Origin of the sequence: Pseudomonas sp., from assembly GCF_036404235.1 — a bacterium.
Lineage (GTDB): Bacteria > Pseudomonadota > Gammaproteobacteria > Pseudomonadales > Pseudomonadaceae > Aquipseudomonas.
In genome coordinates this window covers 13,927-29,281 of the sequence record NZ_DASWOT010000192.1, presented here as the reverse complement: position 1 = coordinate 29,281, position 15,355 = coordinate 13,927, and the positions used below count along the sequence as shown (strand labels likewise).

Genomic DNA, 15,355 nt, shown 5'->3' with positions numbered 1-15,355 from the left:
AGCGTCGGCAAAGGACCAAGACCAACAGCCATGAAGTGCGCTCCTTGAAAAATACCTGTGCCGTCTGACAGCCCGTCAGTACGGCTCGATCGATTGAAAAACGCCGCGACGGGTAAGCCAGTCGCGGCGTCATGCTTCTATTGCAATACAACGTTCAGCTACAGCACGTTCACGGTAGGCGACTTAGCTGATCTGACCATGGCAGTGCTTGAATTTCTTGCCTGACCCACACCAGCACAGCTCGTTGCGGCCCAGCTTTTGGTCGTTGCGAACAGGCACGGCAGCAACGGCAACGTCGTCACCCTCCTCGGCCAGCAACGCTTGTGGCTGATCCAGACCGGGTGCTTCGTCGTGCTGAAACTGCATGCGCTGAGCCAGTTCTTCGGCTTCGCGACGCAGGCGTGCCTCTTCGTCGGCTTGGTCTTCGCGGCGGACCTGAACATGCGACAGCACGCGGATGGTATCGCGCTTGATCGAATCCAGCAGTTCCTGGAACAGCGCGAAGGACTCGCGTTTGTATTCCTGCTTCGGGTTTTTCTGAGCGTAGCCGCGCAGGTGGATACCGTGACGCAGGTGATCCATGGTCGACAGGTGGTCTTTCCAGAGGTCGTCCACGACGCGCAGCAGAATCTGCTTCTCGAAGCTGCGCAGGGCTTCTGCACTGGCCTGGTCTTCTTTCTCGTTGTAAGCCGACATGATGGCTTCCAGGAGTTTCACTCGCAGGGTGTCTTCGTGCAGGTGATCGTCTTCGTCGAGCCACTGCTGAATAGGCAGCTTCACGCCGAAGTCACTGCTCAAGGCAGCCTCCAGACCCGCAACGTCCCACTGCTCTGGCAACGACTGAGGCGCAATATGTGCGGTGATGGTGCTATTGAGGACTTCCTCACGGAACTCAGCAATGGTGTCACCAATATTGTCAGCAGCCAGCAGGCTGTTGCGCATGTGGTAGATCACTTTACGTTGTTCGTTGGAGACGTCATCGAACTCAAGCAGTTGCTTGCGGATGTCGAAGTTACGGCCTTCGACCTTGCGCTGAGCCTTCTCGATCGCGTTGGTCACCATGCGGTGTTCAATCGCTTCACCGGACTGCATACCCAGCGCCTTCATGAAGTTCTTCACCCGATCAGAGGCGAAGATGCGCATCAGGCTGTCTTCCAGCGACAGGTAGAAACGGCTCGAACCGGTGTCGCCCTGACGACCCGCACGACCACGCAACTGGTTGTCGATACGACGAGACTCATGACGCTCCGAAGCAATTACGTGCAGACCACCCGCTTCGATCACTTGCTGATGGCGTTTTTGCCAGTCAGCCTTGATCTGTGCAATTTGCTCTGGGGTAGGGTCTTCGAGGCTGGCGACTTCGACTTCCCAGTTACCGCCCAACAGGATGTCAGTACCGCGACCGGCCATGTTGGTGGCAATGGTCAGCGCGCCTGGACGACCGGCCTGGGCAATGATTTCGGCTTCTTTTTCATGGAACTTGGCGTTCAGAACCTTGTGCTCGATGCCTTCCTTGTTCAACAGGCGGGACATGTGCTCGGAGGTTTCGATGGTCGCAGTACCCACCAATACCGGACGATTCTCGGCCATGCAGGCTTTGATATCAGTGACGATAGCGGCGTATTTCTCTTCGGCCGTCAGGTACACGAGGTCGTTGAAGTCTTTACGTGCCAGCGCCTTGTTCGGCGGGATGACCATCACGTTGAGGTTGTAGATCTGGTGGAATTCGAACGCTTCGGTGTCGGCTGTACCGGTCATGCCGGACAGTTTGTTGTACAGACGGAAGTAGTTCTGGAACGTGGTGGACGCCAGGGTCTGGCTCTCGGCCTGAATATTCAGGCCCTCTTTGGCTTCGATCGCCTGATGCAGGCCTTCGGAGAGACGACGACCCGGCATGGTACGACCGGTGTGTTCGTCGACCAGCAGGATCTGGCCGTCCTGAACGATGTACTCGACATTGCGGTTGAACAGTTTGTGGGCACGCAGACCGGAGTAGACATGAGTCAGCAGACCCAGGTTGTGCGCCGAATACAGGCTTTCACCGACAGCCAGCAGACCGACTTCGGTGAGCATCTCTTCGATGAACTGGTGACCGGACTCGTTCAGCTCGACCTGACGGGATTTCTCGTCGATGGTGAAGTGACCTTGTTTGGTGACCTCGCCCTCTACTTCCTCGATGTGCTGCTCAAGCTTAGGGATCAGCTTGTTGATTTCGGTGTACAGCTTGGAGCTGTCTTCAGCCTGACCGGAGATGATCAGCGGCGTACGCGCTTCGTCGATCAGGATGGAGTCGACTTCGTCGATCACGGAGAAATTCAGCTCGCGCTGGAACTTGTCTTCCATGCTGAAAGCCATGTTGTCGCGCAGGTAATCAAAACCGAATTCGTTGTTGGTTCCGTACGTGATATCCGCCGCATAGGCCGCGCGTTTTTCTTCAGGCGGCTGGAAAGGCGTAACCACGCCCACGGTCAGGCCGAGGAATTCATACAGAGGACGCATCCAGTTGGCGTCACGGCGAGCAAGATAGTCGTTCACAGTCACCACGTGAACGCCCTTGCCAGACAGCGCGTTGAGATAAACCGCCAGTGTTGCCACCAGGGTTTTACCTTCACCCGTGCGCATCTCGGCAATCATGCCTTCGTGCAGGGTCATGCCACCGATGAGCTGTACGTCAAAGTGACGCATGCCCATGACGCGTTTGCCCGCTTCGCGCGCAACCGCAAAGGCTTCCGGGAGGAGGTTATCGAGGGTTTCACCTTTGGCTAAGCGGGCCTTGAACTCTTCGGTCTTGGCACGCAATTGCTCGTCCGAAAGGGCCACCATTTTCTCTTCGAAGGCATTGACGAGTTGAACCGTCTTGAGCATGCGTTTGACTTCACGCTCGTTCTTGCTTCCAAAAAGTTTTTTTAACAAAGGCGCAAACATATCGACAGGATCTTCCACACATAGAGATGGAGGGCGGCCCCGTGAGTCGCCCGTGCAGCCCTCATGGCCGCATGCGAACGAGCATTCTACCCGGAAATGGTGGTGAGGAAAGTGGCGTTATCCACGATGCTGGCACAGCGTTGTTACGGGGCAGATTTACAATAGGGTCTTTTTAGACGACTTCAACCCGTAGCCGACAGAAGTTTGATTAATGTTTTTTCATTCTCTAGGGGTCTAAAAGCGACGAACGCCCAGACTGAAAGGGGCAAAACTTCACTTTCTGCTACCATGTGACCTTGTTCTCCAAGGCACCCAAAATGGCATTTCGTCCTTTAACGGCCCGCGCTCCGGCTGTCCTGTTGCGTGAAGCGAAGCCACTCAAAGCCATTTTCAACCATGCGCAACGCCTGGCGCATTTGCAACGACTGCTGGAAAGTCAATTGCAACCTGCTGCGCGCGAGCACTGTCATGTCGCCTCTTGGCGTGAAGGTAGCTTGCTGTTGATCGTGACGGACGGCCATTGGGCAACTCGTCTTCGCTATCAACAAAAGCGCCTGCAACGCCAGCTTTTAGCGCTCAATGAGTTCAGCAGCCTGACGCGCATTCTCTTTAAAGTACAACCTGCGACAGTCCCCCAGGGCGCGGCCGGTCATACGATGGACCTGTCGGCCATAGCCGCCGAAAGCATACAAGCCACTGCCGAGGGCATCAGCGATCCGAAGTTGAAAGCGGCGCTGGAACGGTTGGCTGCGCATGCCAGGCCAAAGGGCTAAGAGATCTATAGATACTCTGTTCCCGGTCAAGCTTTGAGCCGATGTTTTTCACTGAGAAGCTTGGCCGTATCAAATGCTTCACCGCTGCGGATGGCGTATGTCTTCAATGTGGCGGGTGATCAGCTGTAGGAGCGCGGCTTGTCCCGCGACTTGGCGCGCAGCGGCAGCAAACCCGGCGCGTGCGGCCTGCCTGGTACACCGCATGCGCAGGTTTTACGACGGGTTCCCCGCCGGTCGCGGGACAAGCCCGGCTCCCACATGGGGGCTGGGCCAGAGCGCACTGTAGGAGTGAACTTGTTCGCGAGGCGGTGTCTCAGGCGAACCGCGTTGGACGCCTCGCCAACACGTTGGCTCCTACAGATGAAACGCGCTCTGCAGCCTCGACCACAATTGCCCGCCGCGGCTCATCTGTCACCGCTAGCCATTGGCTGACGTCTTCAACACGGCAGTTGACCCGCTGTAGATACTCTGTCCCGGTCAAGCTTTGAGCCGATGTTTTTCACTGGGAAGCTTGGCCGTATCAAATGCTTCACCGCTGCGGATGGCGTGTGTCTTCGATGTGTCGGGTGATCAGCTGTAGGAGCGCGGCTTGTCCCGCGATCTGGCGCGCAGCGGCAGTAAACCCGGTGCGCGCGGCCTGCCTGTTACACCGCATGCGCAGGTTTTACGACGGGTTCCCCGCCGGTCGCGGGGCAAGCCCGGCTCCCACATGGGGGCTGGGCCAGAGCGCACTGTAGGAGTGAACTTGTTCGCGAGGCGGTGTTTCAGGCGCACCGCGTTGGACGCCTCGCCAACACGTTGGCTCCTACAGATTAAACGCGCTCTGCAGCCTCGACCACAATTGCCCGCCGCTGCTCATCTGTCACCGCTAGCCATTGGCGGACGTCTTCAACACGGCAGTTGACCCGCTGTAGATACGCTGTTCCCGGTCAAGCTTTGAGCCGATGTTTTTCACCGGGAAGCTTGGCCGTATCAAATGCTTCACCTCTGCGGATGGCGTATGTCTTCAATGTGGCGGGTGATCAGTTGAGCTGGGCCAGAGCGCACTGTAGGAGTGAACTTGTTCGCGAAGCGGTGTCTCAGGCGCACCGCGTTAGACGCCTCGCCAACACGTTGGCTCCTACAGAAGACGTGCGATAGCAAATCTGCCGACACAAAAAAGCCACCCGAAGGTGGCTAAAAAAACAAAGAAGAGAGGCTGTTTACACCGCCGCAACCGGGCGCATGTAGGAGATCGGTGCAGTACTCGCGTCTTCGAAGGTCACGACTTCCCAAGCATCTTTCTGTGCGATCAAGGCGCGCAGCAGACGATTATTGAGACCATGCCCCGACTTGAAGCCGCGATATTCGCCGATCAGGCTGTTGCCCAGCAGATACAGATCACCGATGGCATCCAAAATCTTGTGTTTGACGAACTCGTCCTCGTACCGGAGGCCGTCTTCGTTCAATACACCGTCCTTGTCCACGACAATTGCGTTTTCAACGCTGCCGCCGAGTGCAAGATTGTGTTTGCGCAGGTATTCGATGTCTTTCATGAAACCGAATGTACGTGCGCGGCTCACTTCTTTTACGAACGAAGTGCTGGAGAAGTCGACGCTTGCGCTCTGCGTACGGTTTTTCAGGAACGGGTGATCGAAATCGATTTCGAAACTCACCTTGAACCCTTCAAACGGCACGAACTTGGCGTATTTGCCTTCATCCTCGACACAGACTTCTTTCAGGATGCGAATGAATTTCTTCGGTGCGTCCTGTTCTTCCAGGCCTGCCGATTGAATCAGGAATACGAAGGGACCTGCGCTGCCGTCCATGATTGGAACTTCGGAGGCAGAGAGTTCAACGTAGGCGTTATCGATGCCAAGGCCAGCCAGCGCCGAGAGCAAGTGTTCAACCGTATCGACCTTGACGTCACCATTGAACAGAGTCGTGGAAAGAGTGGTGTCTCCCACGTTCTCTGCAAAGGCGTTGATCTGCACGACCGGGTCGAGGTCGGTACGGAAAAACACAATGCCAGTATTCACAGGCGCAGGCTTGAGGGTCAGGTATACCTTTTCCCCCGAGTGCAGGCCGATACCTGTGGCACGGATAATATTCTTCAGGGTGCGTTGTTTAATCATGGCATTGGCCGCTTCAGCGCATATCGCGAATTAGTATCAACAAAGGCTGGCGATGATAGCAGACCTCGCCTTTGCTGAACACCAATCACCCTTATACCCCTGATAGAACTCATCAATCAGCCTGACGACGCAGGAAGGCTGGAATGTCCAGGTAATCCAAGTCATCGTGCGGATTCATTTTCGCCGCGGCTGTTGCGCCCGCGTGTGCCTGATTGCGCATCACGGTAGGACGGTCCAGATCACGGTAATTCACCGAAGGCTGCTCCTGACGGGAAGCTTGTTGCTGCGCAGGGGCGGCTTGAGCGGTTTGCAGGGTGTTGTCGATGACCTTCACAGGCTTCTCGATTTTTGCACCCAGGCCGGTCGCAACCACAGTTACGTGCAACTCGTCACGCATGTCTGGATCGATAACAGTACCGACCTTGACCATGGCGTGCTCGGAAGCGAACGCTTCAATGATGCTACCCACGTCCGAGTACTCACCCAGTGACAGGTCAGGACCGGCAGTGATGTTGACCAGAATGCCGCGAGCACCCTGCAGATTGACGTCTTCAAGCAACGGGTTGCGGATGGCCGCTTCGGTTGCTTCACGAGCACGGTTAGGACCGCTGGCGCAGCCGGTACCCATCATCGCCATGCCCATTTCGGACATCACGGTACGCACGTCAGCGAAGTCGACGTTGATCATGCCTGGACGCTTGATGATGTCGGAGATACCGCGAACGGCACCGGCCAGTACATCGTCGGCCTTGGCGAACGCCGACAGCAGGCTCGCGTCTTTACCCAGGATGGTCAGCAGCTTCTCGTTGGGAATGGTGATCAACGAGTCAACGCTTTCGGACAGCGCGCGGATGCCTTCATCGGCGATCTGCATGCGCTTGCGGCCTTCGAAAGGGAACGGACGGGTCACCACCGCAACGGTGAGAATGCCCATTTCCTTCGCCACTTCAGCAATGATCGGGGCCGCACCGGTACCGGTACCGCCGCCCATGCCAGTGGTGATGAAGACCATGTTGGTGCCCTGCAGAACTTCTGCAATACGCTCACGATCTTCCAGTGCGGCCTGACGACCTACCTCAGGATTGGCACCTGCGCCAAGGCCCTTGGTCACACTGGTACCCAATTGCAGGATGGTCCGCGCGCCGATGTTTTTCAGCGCTTGAGCATCAGTGTTGGCGCAGATGAACTCAACGCCTTCGATGTTGCTCTTGACCATGTGATTGACCGCGTTGCCGCCGCCACCACCTACGCCGATAACTTTGATTACCGGGCTTTGTGGGATGTTGTCTACGAGCTCGAACATGTTCCCTCTCCTTCACTTCTCTAGTTTTTTACGCCTGTTGCCTGCCTACCACTTTTGAAACTTAGAAATTCCCCTGCACCCAGCGTTTGAGACGCTCAAACACTGGTGTTTTAGGTTCATCGCTATAACTGCTACCGGAGCCGGACAGGCCGGACAGCGAGATGCCGTCAGACTGCTTTTGCAGTCCGTACAGCAACAGGCCGACACCGGTGGAGTAGATCGGGTTGCGAACCACGTCCGCGAGCCCTTTAACGCTATGCGGAACGCCAAGGCGTACCGGCATGTGGAAGATTTCCTCGGCCAACTCGACCGCGCCTTCCATTTTCGAGGTACCACCGGTCAGCACGATGCCAGCCGGGATCAAGTCTTCATAACCGCTGCGACGCAGTTCCGCCTGGATCAAGGTGAACAGCTCGTCGTAACGCGGCTCGACCACTTCGGCCAGCGCCTGACGCGACAGTTCACGCGGTGGACGATCGCCCACGCTTGGCACTTTGATGGTCTCGCCAGCGCCGGCCAACTTGGCCAACGCACAGGCGTAACGGATCTTGATTTCTTCGGCGTACTGCGTCGGCGTACGCAGGGCCATGGCGATATCGTTGGTGACCTGATCGCCAGCAATCGGGATCACTGCCGTATGGCGAATCGCACCTTCGGTGAAGATCGCGATATCCGTGGTGCCGCCGCCGATATCCACCAGACAAACGCCCAGTTCTTTCTCGTCGTCGGTCAAGACCGCGTATGCCGAGGCCAGTTGCTCAAGAATGATGTCGTCGACTTCCAGACCACAACGACGCACGCACTTCTCGATGTTCTGCGCGGCGTTCACTGCGCAAGTCACCACGTGTACCTTGGCTTCCAGACGAACGCCGGACATACCCAACGGCTCACGAACGCCTTCCTGGTTGTCGATCACGTAATCCTGCGGCAGCGTATGCAGCACGCGCTGATCGGCTGGAATCGCCACGGCCTGGGCAGCGTCGAGTACGCGCTCAAGGTCGGCCGAGCTGACTTCACGGTCGCGGATCGCGACGATGCCATGAGAGTTCAGGCTGCGAATGTGATTACCGGCCACACCGACGAATGCCGAGTGAATGCGGCAACCGGCCATCAGCTGCGCTTCTTCGACGGCGCGCTGAATCGACTGCACGGTCGATTCGATATTCACCACCACGCCCTTCTTCAGGCCGCGTGACGGATGAGTGCCGATACCGACGATTTCGAGCGTGCCATCAGCCGCGACTTCGCCTACCAGCGCCACCACCTTGGAGGTGCCAATATCCAATCCGACGATCATTTTGCCGCTTTGCACGTTTGCCATGGGTCCTGCCTCTTATCAATTCTTCGCGACGGCGGGTTTGTCCGTCGTTGGCGCTGTAGCCTGCTCACGCCAACCGACGGCAAGGCCGTTGTTGTAACGCAGGTCGACTCGCGCAATGTTCGTGATCTGCTCTTTAAGCGTTTTGTCGTAAATGACGATAAAGCGGCGCATTTTTTCGACCAGGTGATCACGGCCGAGCAACAACTCGATACCCGGACCTGAAGCGCCTGCTCCTGTGGTCAAAAACCAGCTGCCCCGCTCACGCAATTCCAGACGAGCGATGGAGAAGCCCAGCGGGCGCAACATCTGACTCAGGTTCTGGTATTGCTGCATCACCTGCTGTTGAGCCCGTTGAGGCCCGAACAACTGCGGAAGGTGTTCGTAGTTGGCCAGCTCACGCGGAGTGAATGCCTGGCCCTGGTTATTCAATAACGCCTCGTCGCCCCAGCGCGCCACAGGCAGTTGCTCTTCAAGGCGGATCACCACTTGATCAGGCCAGACGCGACGCACTTCGGCGTGGGCGATCCATGGCATCTGTTCAAGCTCGGTGCGCATCCCCGCCAGATCAATGGTGAAAAAACTGGTCGCGACGTACGGTGCGATGCGTTGCTGCACGGCCTGTTGGCTGATGTAGCTCAGATCGCCCTGCACGTTGATCCGTGAAATAGGACGGTCGGCGTACGGCAAAAGACGCTGTGCAGCTTCATACGTACCAAAGCCCAGCACCACCAGCAGCACAGGCCAGAAAAAAGCCTTCAGAAAGCCGAAGTTGGCCTTGGGCAGACGTAGCGACAACGGCTCCTTGGCGACCATTCGGCTTGCACCGCGTGGCACCGGCTTGCGGCCGGGGGCGGATTGCTGATGACGTAGCGTCGCGCCGTTCATGATCAACCTCGCGCCTGGACACTGTCGGCCAGGATCGCCAACACCAACTGTTTGAAATCAAGACCCGCGGCACGTGCGGCCATGGGCACCAGGCTGTGATCGGTCATGCCGGGGACGGTATTGACCTCCAGCAGCCAAAACTTGCCATCGGCGTCCTGCATGACATCGGTACGCGCCCAACCGGCGATACCAATGGCTTCGCATGCCCGCGCGGTCAGTGCCTTGAGCTCTTGTTCCTTTGTTTCGCCCAGCCCGCAAGGAATCCGATACTGAGTGTCGGAGGCCAGGTACTTGGCGTCGTAATCGTAAAAGCTGTGGGGCGTACCCAACCCGATGGGCGGCAACACCTGACCACGCAAAGAGGCGACGGTGAACTCCGGACCTTCAATCCATTGTTCGACCAACACTTGCGAATCGTAGGTACTGGCGGCGCTCCAGGCGGTGATCAGCTCATCGACGCTGTTCACCTTGGCCATACCAATACTGGAACCTTCATGAGCCGGTTTGACGATCAAAGGAAAACCCAGTTCCGTCGCGGCCGAAATACAATTTTGCTCGCTGCTCAACAGCGCATGACGCGGTGTCGGCAGGCCAAGGCTCTGCCAGACCTGCTTGGTCCGCAGCTTGTCCATTGCCAGCGCCGATGCCAGCACGCCGCTGCCGGTGTAGGGGATTTCCAGGCACTCCAGCAAGCCTTGCATAGTGCCGTCTTCGCCGCCGCGGCCGTGGAGGACGATGAACGCACGATCAATTTTTTCGCTGACCAGCTGTTGCAGGAAATCGTCGCCCACATCAATCCCGAACGCGTCCACGCCAGCACTCAGCAATGCGTCGAGCACCGCCTGACCGGACTTCAGGGACACCGCTCGCTCCGCGCTCTTGCCGCCAAACAGCACGGCAACACGACCGAAGTGCGTCGGTGCGAATGTCGAGAGCAGGGAGGATTGCAAGGCGGCTGTCATTTCAGCTTCCCTTCGTTAGGGGCAACTATGGCGCCAGCGAACAGTGGGCTTTTCAGCAATTGCGGCGCAAGACCGCCGATATCGCCGGCGCCCTGGCACAACAAGATATCGCCAGCACGCAGCAACGGCTTGACCAACGGCGCCAGCTCGACCCCGCGTTCGATGTAGATAGGGTCCAACTGGCCGCGCTGCCGAATGCTGTGGGCAAGCTGACGGCTGTCGGCGCCTGGAATCGGCTCTTCGCCCGCTGGATAAACTTCCATCAACAGCAAGACATTGGCGTCGCTCAGGACCTGTACGAAATCGTCGTAGAGATCACGGGTGCGGCTGTAGCGATGCGGTTGATAAACCATGACCAGGCGGCGATCCGGCCAGCCACCGCGTACAGCATTGATCACAGCAGCGACTTCGCGTGGATGATGGCCGTAGTCGTCAACCAGCATCACGTTGCCGCCTTCCACAGGCAGCTCGCCATACACCTGGAAACGTCGTCCCACGCCCTGGAAACCAGACAGCCCCTGAACGATGGCTTCGTCAGCAATGCCTTCGTCGGTCGCAATCGCGATGGTCGCCAACGAGTTGAGGACGTTGTGGTTACCCGGCATGTTCACCGACACATCCAGCGGCTCGCGGTCGCGCCGCAGCACGGTGAAGTGCGTGTGCATGCCGTCCTGGCGTACGTTGATCGCGCGCACATCGGCGGCTTCGTCAAAACCGTAGGTCAGGGTCGGACGCTTGACCAAAGGCAGGATGTCGCGCACCACCGGATCGTCGATGCACACCACGGCCAGACCGTAGAACGGCAGGTTGTGGAGGAACTCGACGAAGGTTTTCTTCAGTTTGTTGAAGTCGCCTTCGTAAGTCGCCATGTGATCGGCGTCAATGTTGGTGACGACCGCGACCAGAGGCTGCAGGTGCAGGAAGCTGGCATCGCTTTCGTCGGCCTCGGCGATCAGGTAACGACTGGTGCCGAGCTGAGCGTTTGTACCGGCAGCGTTGAGACGGCCACCGATGACGAACGTCGGGTCCAGGCCACCGGCGGCGAATACCGAGGCTATCAGGCTGGTGGTGGTGGTTTTACCGTGAGTACCGGCCACTGCGATGCCATGGCGATAGCGCATCAGCTCAGCCAGCATTTCAGCGCGCGGGACCACCGGAATGCGGCGTTCCAGAGCGGTCGCCACTTCCGGATTGGCGGTATTGACCGCACTGGACACCACCAGCACGTCGGCCGTCGCTGCGTTTTCGGCGCGGTGACCGATGAAGATCTTCGCGCCAAACGATTCGAGACGTTCGGTCACAGGCGAAGCTTTCAAGTCGGAACCCGATACTTCATAGCCCAGGTTCAGCAGCACCTCGGCAATCCCGCACATGCCCACGCCGCCGATACCGACGAAGTGGATGCGACGGATACGGCGCATTTCTGGCTGAGGTATAGCGCGCTGACTCTCAACCATGGGCCACCTCCAGGCAGACATCGACGACGGTGTTGGTGGCATCTGGCTTGGCCAATTGGCGAGCCGTAGCGGCCATGCGTTTGAGTTGTTCGGGTTGCATCAAAACCTCTTTCAGGCGAGCGGCCATTTCGGCGGCGCCAGTTGTCGCTTGCGGCATGATGAAGGCAGCGCCTTCGCCAGCCAGATATTCGGCGTTTCGGGACTGGTGATCGTCAATGGCATGGGGCAACGGCACCAGCAACGACGGCAGACCAGCGGCTGCCAGTTCACTGATGGTCAGGGCACCTGCGCGACACACCACCAGATCCGCCCAGCCGTAGGCTTGGGCCATATCTTTGATGAAGGGCGCCACTTGCGCCTCGACACCGGCCACGCGATAGCGCTCGGTGGTGATCTCATCGTGATTTTTGCCCGCCTGATGAAACACTTCAGGCCGTATTGCCGCAGGCACCAGCGCAAGCGCCTCCGGCAATAATTTATTCAGCGGTTCGGCGCCCAGGCTTCCGCCCAGCACCAACAAGCGCGGCTTGCGTCCGGCCAACGCCTGACGCGGGGTTTCGAAAAACAATTCGGCGCGTACCGGATTACCCGTAGTACGGCGCTTGGCCGATGCGGCGAAGGTCTGAGGGAAGGCTTCACACACGCGGCTGGCGAACGACGCCAGGCTGCGGTTAGCCGTACCCGCGACGGCGTTCTGCTCGTGAATGATCAACGGCACGCCCGCAAGTTTTGCCGCCAGACCGCCCGGGCCTGTGACATAACCGCCGAAACCGACCACGCACACCGGCTTCAATTCACGCACGATCTTGCGCGCCTGCATTAATGCCTTGAGCAACATGAATGGCGCCTTGAGCAGCGACAGACGACCCTTGCCGCGCAAACCCGTCACATTGATCAGGTGCAGCTTAAAGCCCGCCGCCGGGACCAATTCGTTTTCGATGCCGCGCGGCGTGCCGAGCCAATGCACGGCATAACCGCGCGCCTGAAACTCACGCGCACACGCCAACGCAGGGAACACATGCCCGCCCGTTCCGCCCGCCATGATCAGTACGTTATCGGCCATGGGGGGACTCCTCGGCGAAGTCGCTTTCGTTGAACTCGGCTTCTTCACTGCCCATGTTGTTGCGCGACTCCCATTCGATACGCAGCAACAGACCCAGGCTCGCGCAGCAAATGATCAGCGAACTGCCGCCGTAGCTAAGGAACGGTAAGGTCAGGCCTTTGGTTGGCAGCAAACCAACGTTCACCCCAATATTGATCAAGAACTGACCAATCCACAGGAATGCCAGGCCATAAGCGGTGTAAGCAGCAAAAAACTGCTTAGCGCGCTCGGCCCACATGCCGATGTACATCGCCCGGATACTAACGAACACAAACAGCGCCACGGTGGCCAGCGAGCCGACGACACCCAGCTCCTCTGCCAGGACCGAGAACACGAAGTCGGTGTGCGCTTCCGGCAGGTAGAACTGTTTCTGTACGCTGTTACCCAGACCGACGCCCAGCCATTCGCCACGACCGAAGGCAATCAGCGCCTGGGTCAATTGGTAGCCGGAGCCAAATTGATCGGACCATGGGTCGGTGAAGGTGATCAAACGCGCCATCCGATAAGGCTGCGCTTGCACCAGCACGAACACCGCGCCAACTGCCAGCGCCACCATCAGGGTGAAACGGAACAAACCTACGCCGCCCAGGAACAGCATCGCAGCGGCAGCGCCCATCATCACGACGGTGGCGCCGAAGTCAGGTTCCATTAGCAACAGCCCGGCCATGGGCAGCAACACGATGAACGGCTTGAAGAAACCCATCCAGCTTTCGCGGACTTCCTGCTGACGTCGAATCAGGTAGCCGGCAAGGAAGATCACCACAAAGACCTTGGCGATTTCCGACGGCTGCACGTTGAACATGCCGAAACCGATCCAGCGCATAGAGCCGTTGACCTCTCGCCCCACCCCCGGCACCAGCACCAGCACCAACAAGCCAAATGCGCCGATCAGCATCAGCCAGCCCAGTCGTTGCCAGGTGGAAACCGGAATCATCATCGTCACGCCACAGGCCCCCAGGCCCAGGACCAGATAGACCAAGTGGCGGGTCATCATGGCCAGCGTATTGCCAGACTGTGCGGCGGCCACTTCCGACGAGGCAGACGTGATCATCACCAGGCCAAGGCCCAGCAGCGCCAGGCAACCGGCGAGCATCGGGAAGTCCACATCGATGCCACGACCGCTGATGATTGGCGACGGATAAGGCTTGATCACCCCAAATATCATGACAAGTCCCTCACGGCCTGGGCGAAGACGCGACCGCGCTCTTCGAAATTCTTGAACATATCCAGGCTTGCGCAGGCGGGCGACAGCAACACGGCGTCCCCCGACTGAGCCCATTGGGCAGCACGTTGCACAGCTTCTTCCAACGTTTTAACGCGTATCAATGGCACGCAATCGCCAAAGGTCGTGGCCAACAGTTCAGCGTCGCGACCGAGCAGGATGACAACGCGGCAATGCGCTGCAACCGGCGCTTTCAAGGCGTTGAAATCGGCGCCCTTGCCGTCGCCACCGGCGATCAGCACCAGCTTGCCAGCGATGTCCGCCCCCAGCCCTTCGACGGCAGCCAGTGCGGCGCCCACGTTGGTGGCTTTGGAGTCGTCGTAATAATTCACGCCTTCGCGTTCACGCAGCCACTGACAGCGATGGACCAGCCCGGCGAACGTGCGCAGGCTCGACAGCATGGCGTCAAATGGCAAACCGACGGCGTGCCCAAGGGCCAGCGCGGCCAGCGCATTGGATTGGTTATGCGCGCCACGGATTTTCAGCTCGCGAACCGGCATCAGGTTGTCGAACTGGAACGCCAGGTATTTCTCGCCGTTTTCTTCTCGCAGACCGAAGCCGTTCATGTCTGGTGGGTTCAGACCGAAGGTCCACACAGGCACACCTTCGCCGATCAATGGTCGGGAAAGCGCGTCCTGCCGATTGACCACCACCTGCCGGGCGCCACGGAAGATCCGGTGCTTGGCCAAGTGATAGGCCGGCAGACCGCTATAACGGTCCATGTGGTCTTCACTGATGTTCAACACCGTGGCCACTTCAGCGCCGAGTTGATCGGTGGTTTCCAGCTGAAAGCTCGACAGCTCCATGACGTACAGCTCGACGTCGTCGCTGAGTAAGTCCAGCGCCGGCGTACCCAGGTTGCCGCCGACCGCCACACGCTTGCCTGCGGCCAGGGCCATCTCGCCAACCAATGTGGTAACGGTGCTTTTTGCGTTGGAACCGCTGATTGCGACGATTGGCGCTTTCGCGTTGCGCGCGAACAGCTCGATATCACCGGACAGCTTGACCCCACGCATTGCAGCCTGTTGCAGCGCTGGCGTCGCCAAGGCGAGACCGGGGCTGACGTACAGTTCGTCGGCGCGGCAGAGGAATTCGACGTCCAGCTCGCCACAACGCACTTCCACCTGCGGATAGTCACGACGCAAAGTCGCCAGTTCCGGCGGATTCTCCCGCGTATCGGCCACAGCAAACGACACGCCCCGGTTCGCCAGGAAGCGAACCAGGGACATGCCGCTCTTGCCGAGGCCGACAACGATGCGGAAGTGGTCAGAAGCGATCAATGACACTCGTT

At 58.6% G+C, this 15,355-nt stretch carries 11 protein-coding genes; 1 reads left to right on the top strand and 10 read right to left on the bottom strand.

The genetic code is table 11. The features are described 5' to 3' along the window. Positions 1-183 precede the first annotated feature (183 nt). Positions 184-2,925 (bottom strand): preprotein translocase subunit SecA, encoded by a 2,742-nt coding sequence (secA, locus tag VGC62_RS24390; protein WP_331189639.1) that lies wholly within the window; start codon positions 2,923-2,925, stop codon positions 184-186. 317 nt (positions 2,926-3,242) lie between these two features. Here secA and VGC62_RS24385 point away from each other — a divergent pair, with 317 nt between their 5' ends. Next, positions 3,243-3,698 (top strand): DUF721 domain-containing protein, encoded by a 456-nt coding sequence (locus tag VGC62_RS24385; RefSeq protein ID WP_331189638.1) that lies wholly within the window; start codon positions 3,243-3,245, stop codon positions 3,696-3,698. A 1,202-nt stretch (positions 3,699-4,900) separates the two neighbouring features. Here VGC62_RS24385 and lpxC read toward each other — a convergent pair. The 9 genes from lpxC to murD all read right to left on the bottom strand — a co-directional run bounded on the left by lpxC (position 4,901) and on the right by murD (position 15,350). Next, positions 4,901-5,812 (bottom strand): UDP-3-O-acyl-N-acetylglucosamine deacetylase, encoded by a 912-nt coding sequence (gene lpxC, locus VGC62_RS24380; RefSeq protein WP_331189637.1) that lies wholly within the window; start codon positions 5,810-5,812, stop codon positions 4,901-4,903. 112 nt (positions 5,813-5,924) lie between these two features. Then, on the bottom strand, positions 5,925-7,115 hold the full coding sequence (gene ftsZ, locus VGC62_RS24375; protein WP_331189636.1) for a cell division protein FtsZ: 1,191 nt from the start codon (positions 7,113-7,115) through the stop codon (positions 5,925-5,927). Between the two features lie 61 nt (positions 7,116-7,176). Next, entirely contained in the window at positions 7,177-8,436 is a 1,260-nt protein-coding gene (gene ftsA / locus VGC62_RS24370; protein ID WP_331189635.1) for a cell division protein FtsA, read from the bottom strand. Positions 8,437-8,451: 15 nt separating this feature from the next. After that, positions 8,452-9,321 (bottom strand): cell division protein FtsQ/DivIB, encoded by an 870-nt coding sequence (locus VGC62_RS24365; RefSeq protein ID WP_331189634.1) that lies wholly within the window; start codon positions 9,319-9,321, stop codon positions 8,452-8,454. Between the two features lie 2 nt (positions 9,322-9,323). Further along, complete coding sequence (locus tag VGC62_RS24360; protein ID WP_331189633.1) at positions 9,324-10,283, bottom strand: D-alanine--D-alanine ligase; 960 nt, start codon at positions 10,281-10,283, stop codon at positions 9,324-9,326. Further along, positions 10,280-11,740 carry a UDP-N-acetylmuramate--L-alanine ligase gene (murC, locus tag VGC62_RS24355; protein WP_331189632.1) on the bottom strand — a complete coding sequence of 487 codons (1,461 nt, stop codon included), beginning with the start codon at positions 11,738-11,740 and terminating at the stop codon, positions 10,280-10,282. Before murC ends, VGC62_RS24360 begins: the two co-directional genes overlap by 4 nt. Continuing rightward, positions 11,733-12,803 (bottom strand): undecaprenyldiphospho-muramoylpentapeptide beta-N-acetylglucosaminyltransferase, encoded by a 1,071-nt coding sequence (murG, locus tag VGC62_RS24350; RefSeq protein ID WP_331189631.1) that lies wholly within the window; start codon positions 12,801-12,803, stop codon positions 11,733-11,735. The genes murC and murG overlap by 8 nt, the downstream gene beginning before the upstream one ends. Beyond that, a complete protein-coding gene (gene ftsW / locus VGC62_RS24345) occupies positions 12,793-14,007 on the bottom strand; it encodes a putative lipid II flippase FtsW (protein ID WP_414705842.1) in 1,215 nt (404 codons plus the stop codon). The genes murG and ftsW overlap by 11 nt, the downstream gene beginning before the upstream one ends. Continuing rightward, positions 14,004-15,350, bottom strand: a complete 1,347-nt coding sequence (gene murD / locus VGC62_RS24340) for a UDP-N-acetylmuramoyl-L-alanine--D-glutamate ligase (RefSeq protein WP_331189630.1) — start codon at positions 15,348-15,350, stop codon at positions 14,004-14,006. The genes ftsW and murD overlap by 4 nt, the downstream gene beginning before the upstream one ends. Positions 15,351-15,355: the final 5 nt, after the last annotated feature.

Coding starts and splice junctions, on each gene's coding strand:
- secA (WP_331189639.1), bottom strand. CDS start 2,925: ATGTTTGCGCCTTTGTTAAAAAAACTTTTTGGAAGCAAGAACGAGCGT.
- VGC62_RS24385 (WP_331189638.1), top strand. CDS start 3,243: ATGGCATTTCGTCCTTTAACGGCCCGCGCTCCGGCTGTCCTGTTGCGT.
- lpxC (WP_331189637.1), bottom strand. CDS start 5,812: ATGATTAAACAACGCACCCTGAAGAATATTATCCGTGCCACAGGTATC.
- ftsZ (WP_331189636.1), bottom strand. CDS start 7,115: ATGTTCGAGCTCGTAGACAACATCCCACAAAGCCCGGTAATCAAAGTT.
- ftsA (WP_331189635.1), bottom strand. CDS start 8,436: ATGGCAAACGTGCAAAGCGGCAAAATGATCGTCGGATTGGATATTGGC.
- VGC62_RS24365 (WP_331189634.1), bottom strand. CDS start 9,321: ATGAACGGCGCGACGCTACGTCATCAGCAATCCGCCCCCGGCCGCAAG.
- VGC62_RS24360 (WP_331189633.1), bottom strand. CDS start 10,283: ATGACAGCCGCCTTGCAATCCTCCCTGCTCTCGACATTCGCACCGACG.
- murC (WP_331189632.1), bottom strand. CDS start 11,740: ATGGTTGAGAGTCAGCGCGCTATACCTCAGCCAGAAATGCGCCGTATC.
- murG (WP_331189631.1), bottom strand. CDS start 12,803: ATGGCCGATAACGTACTGATCATGGCGGGCGGAACGGGCGGGCATGTG.
- ftsW (WP_414705842.1), bottom strand. CDS start 14,007: ATGATATTTGGGGTGATCAAGCCTTATCCGTCGCCAATCATCAGCGGT.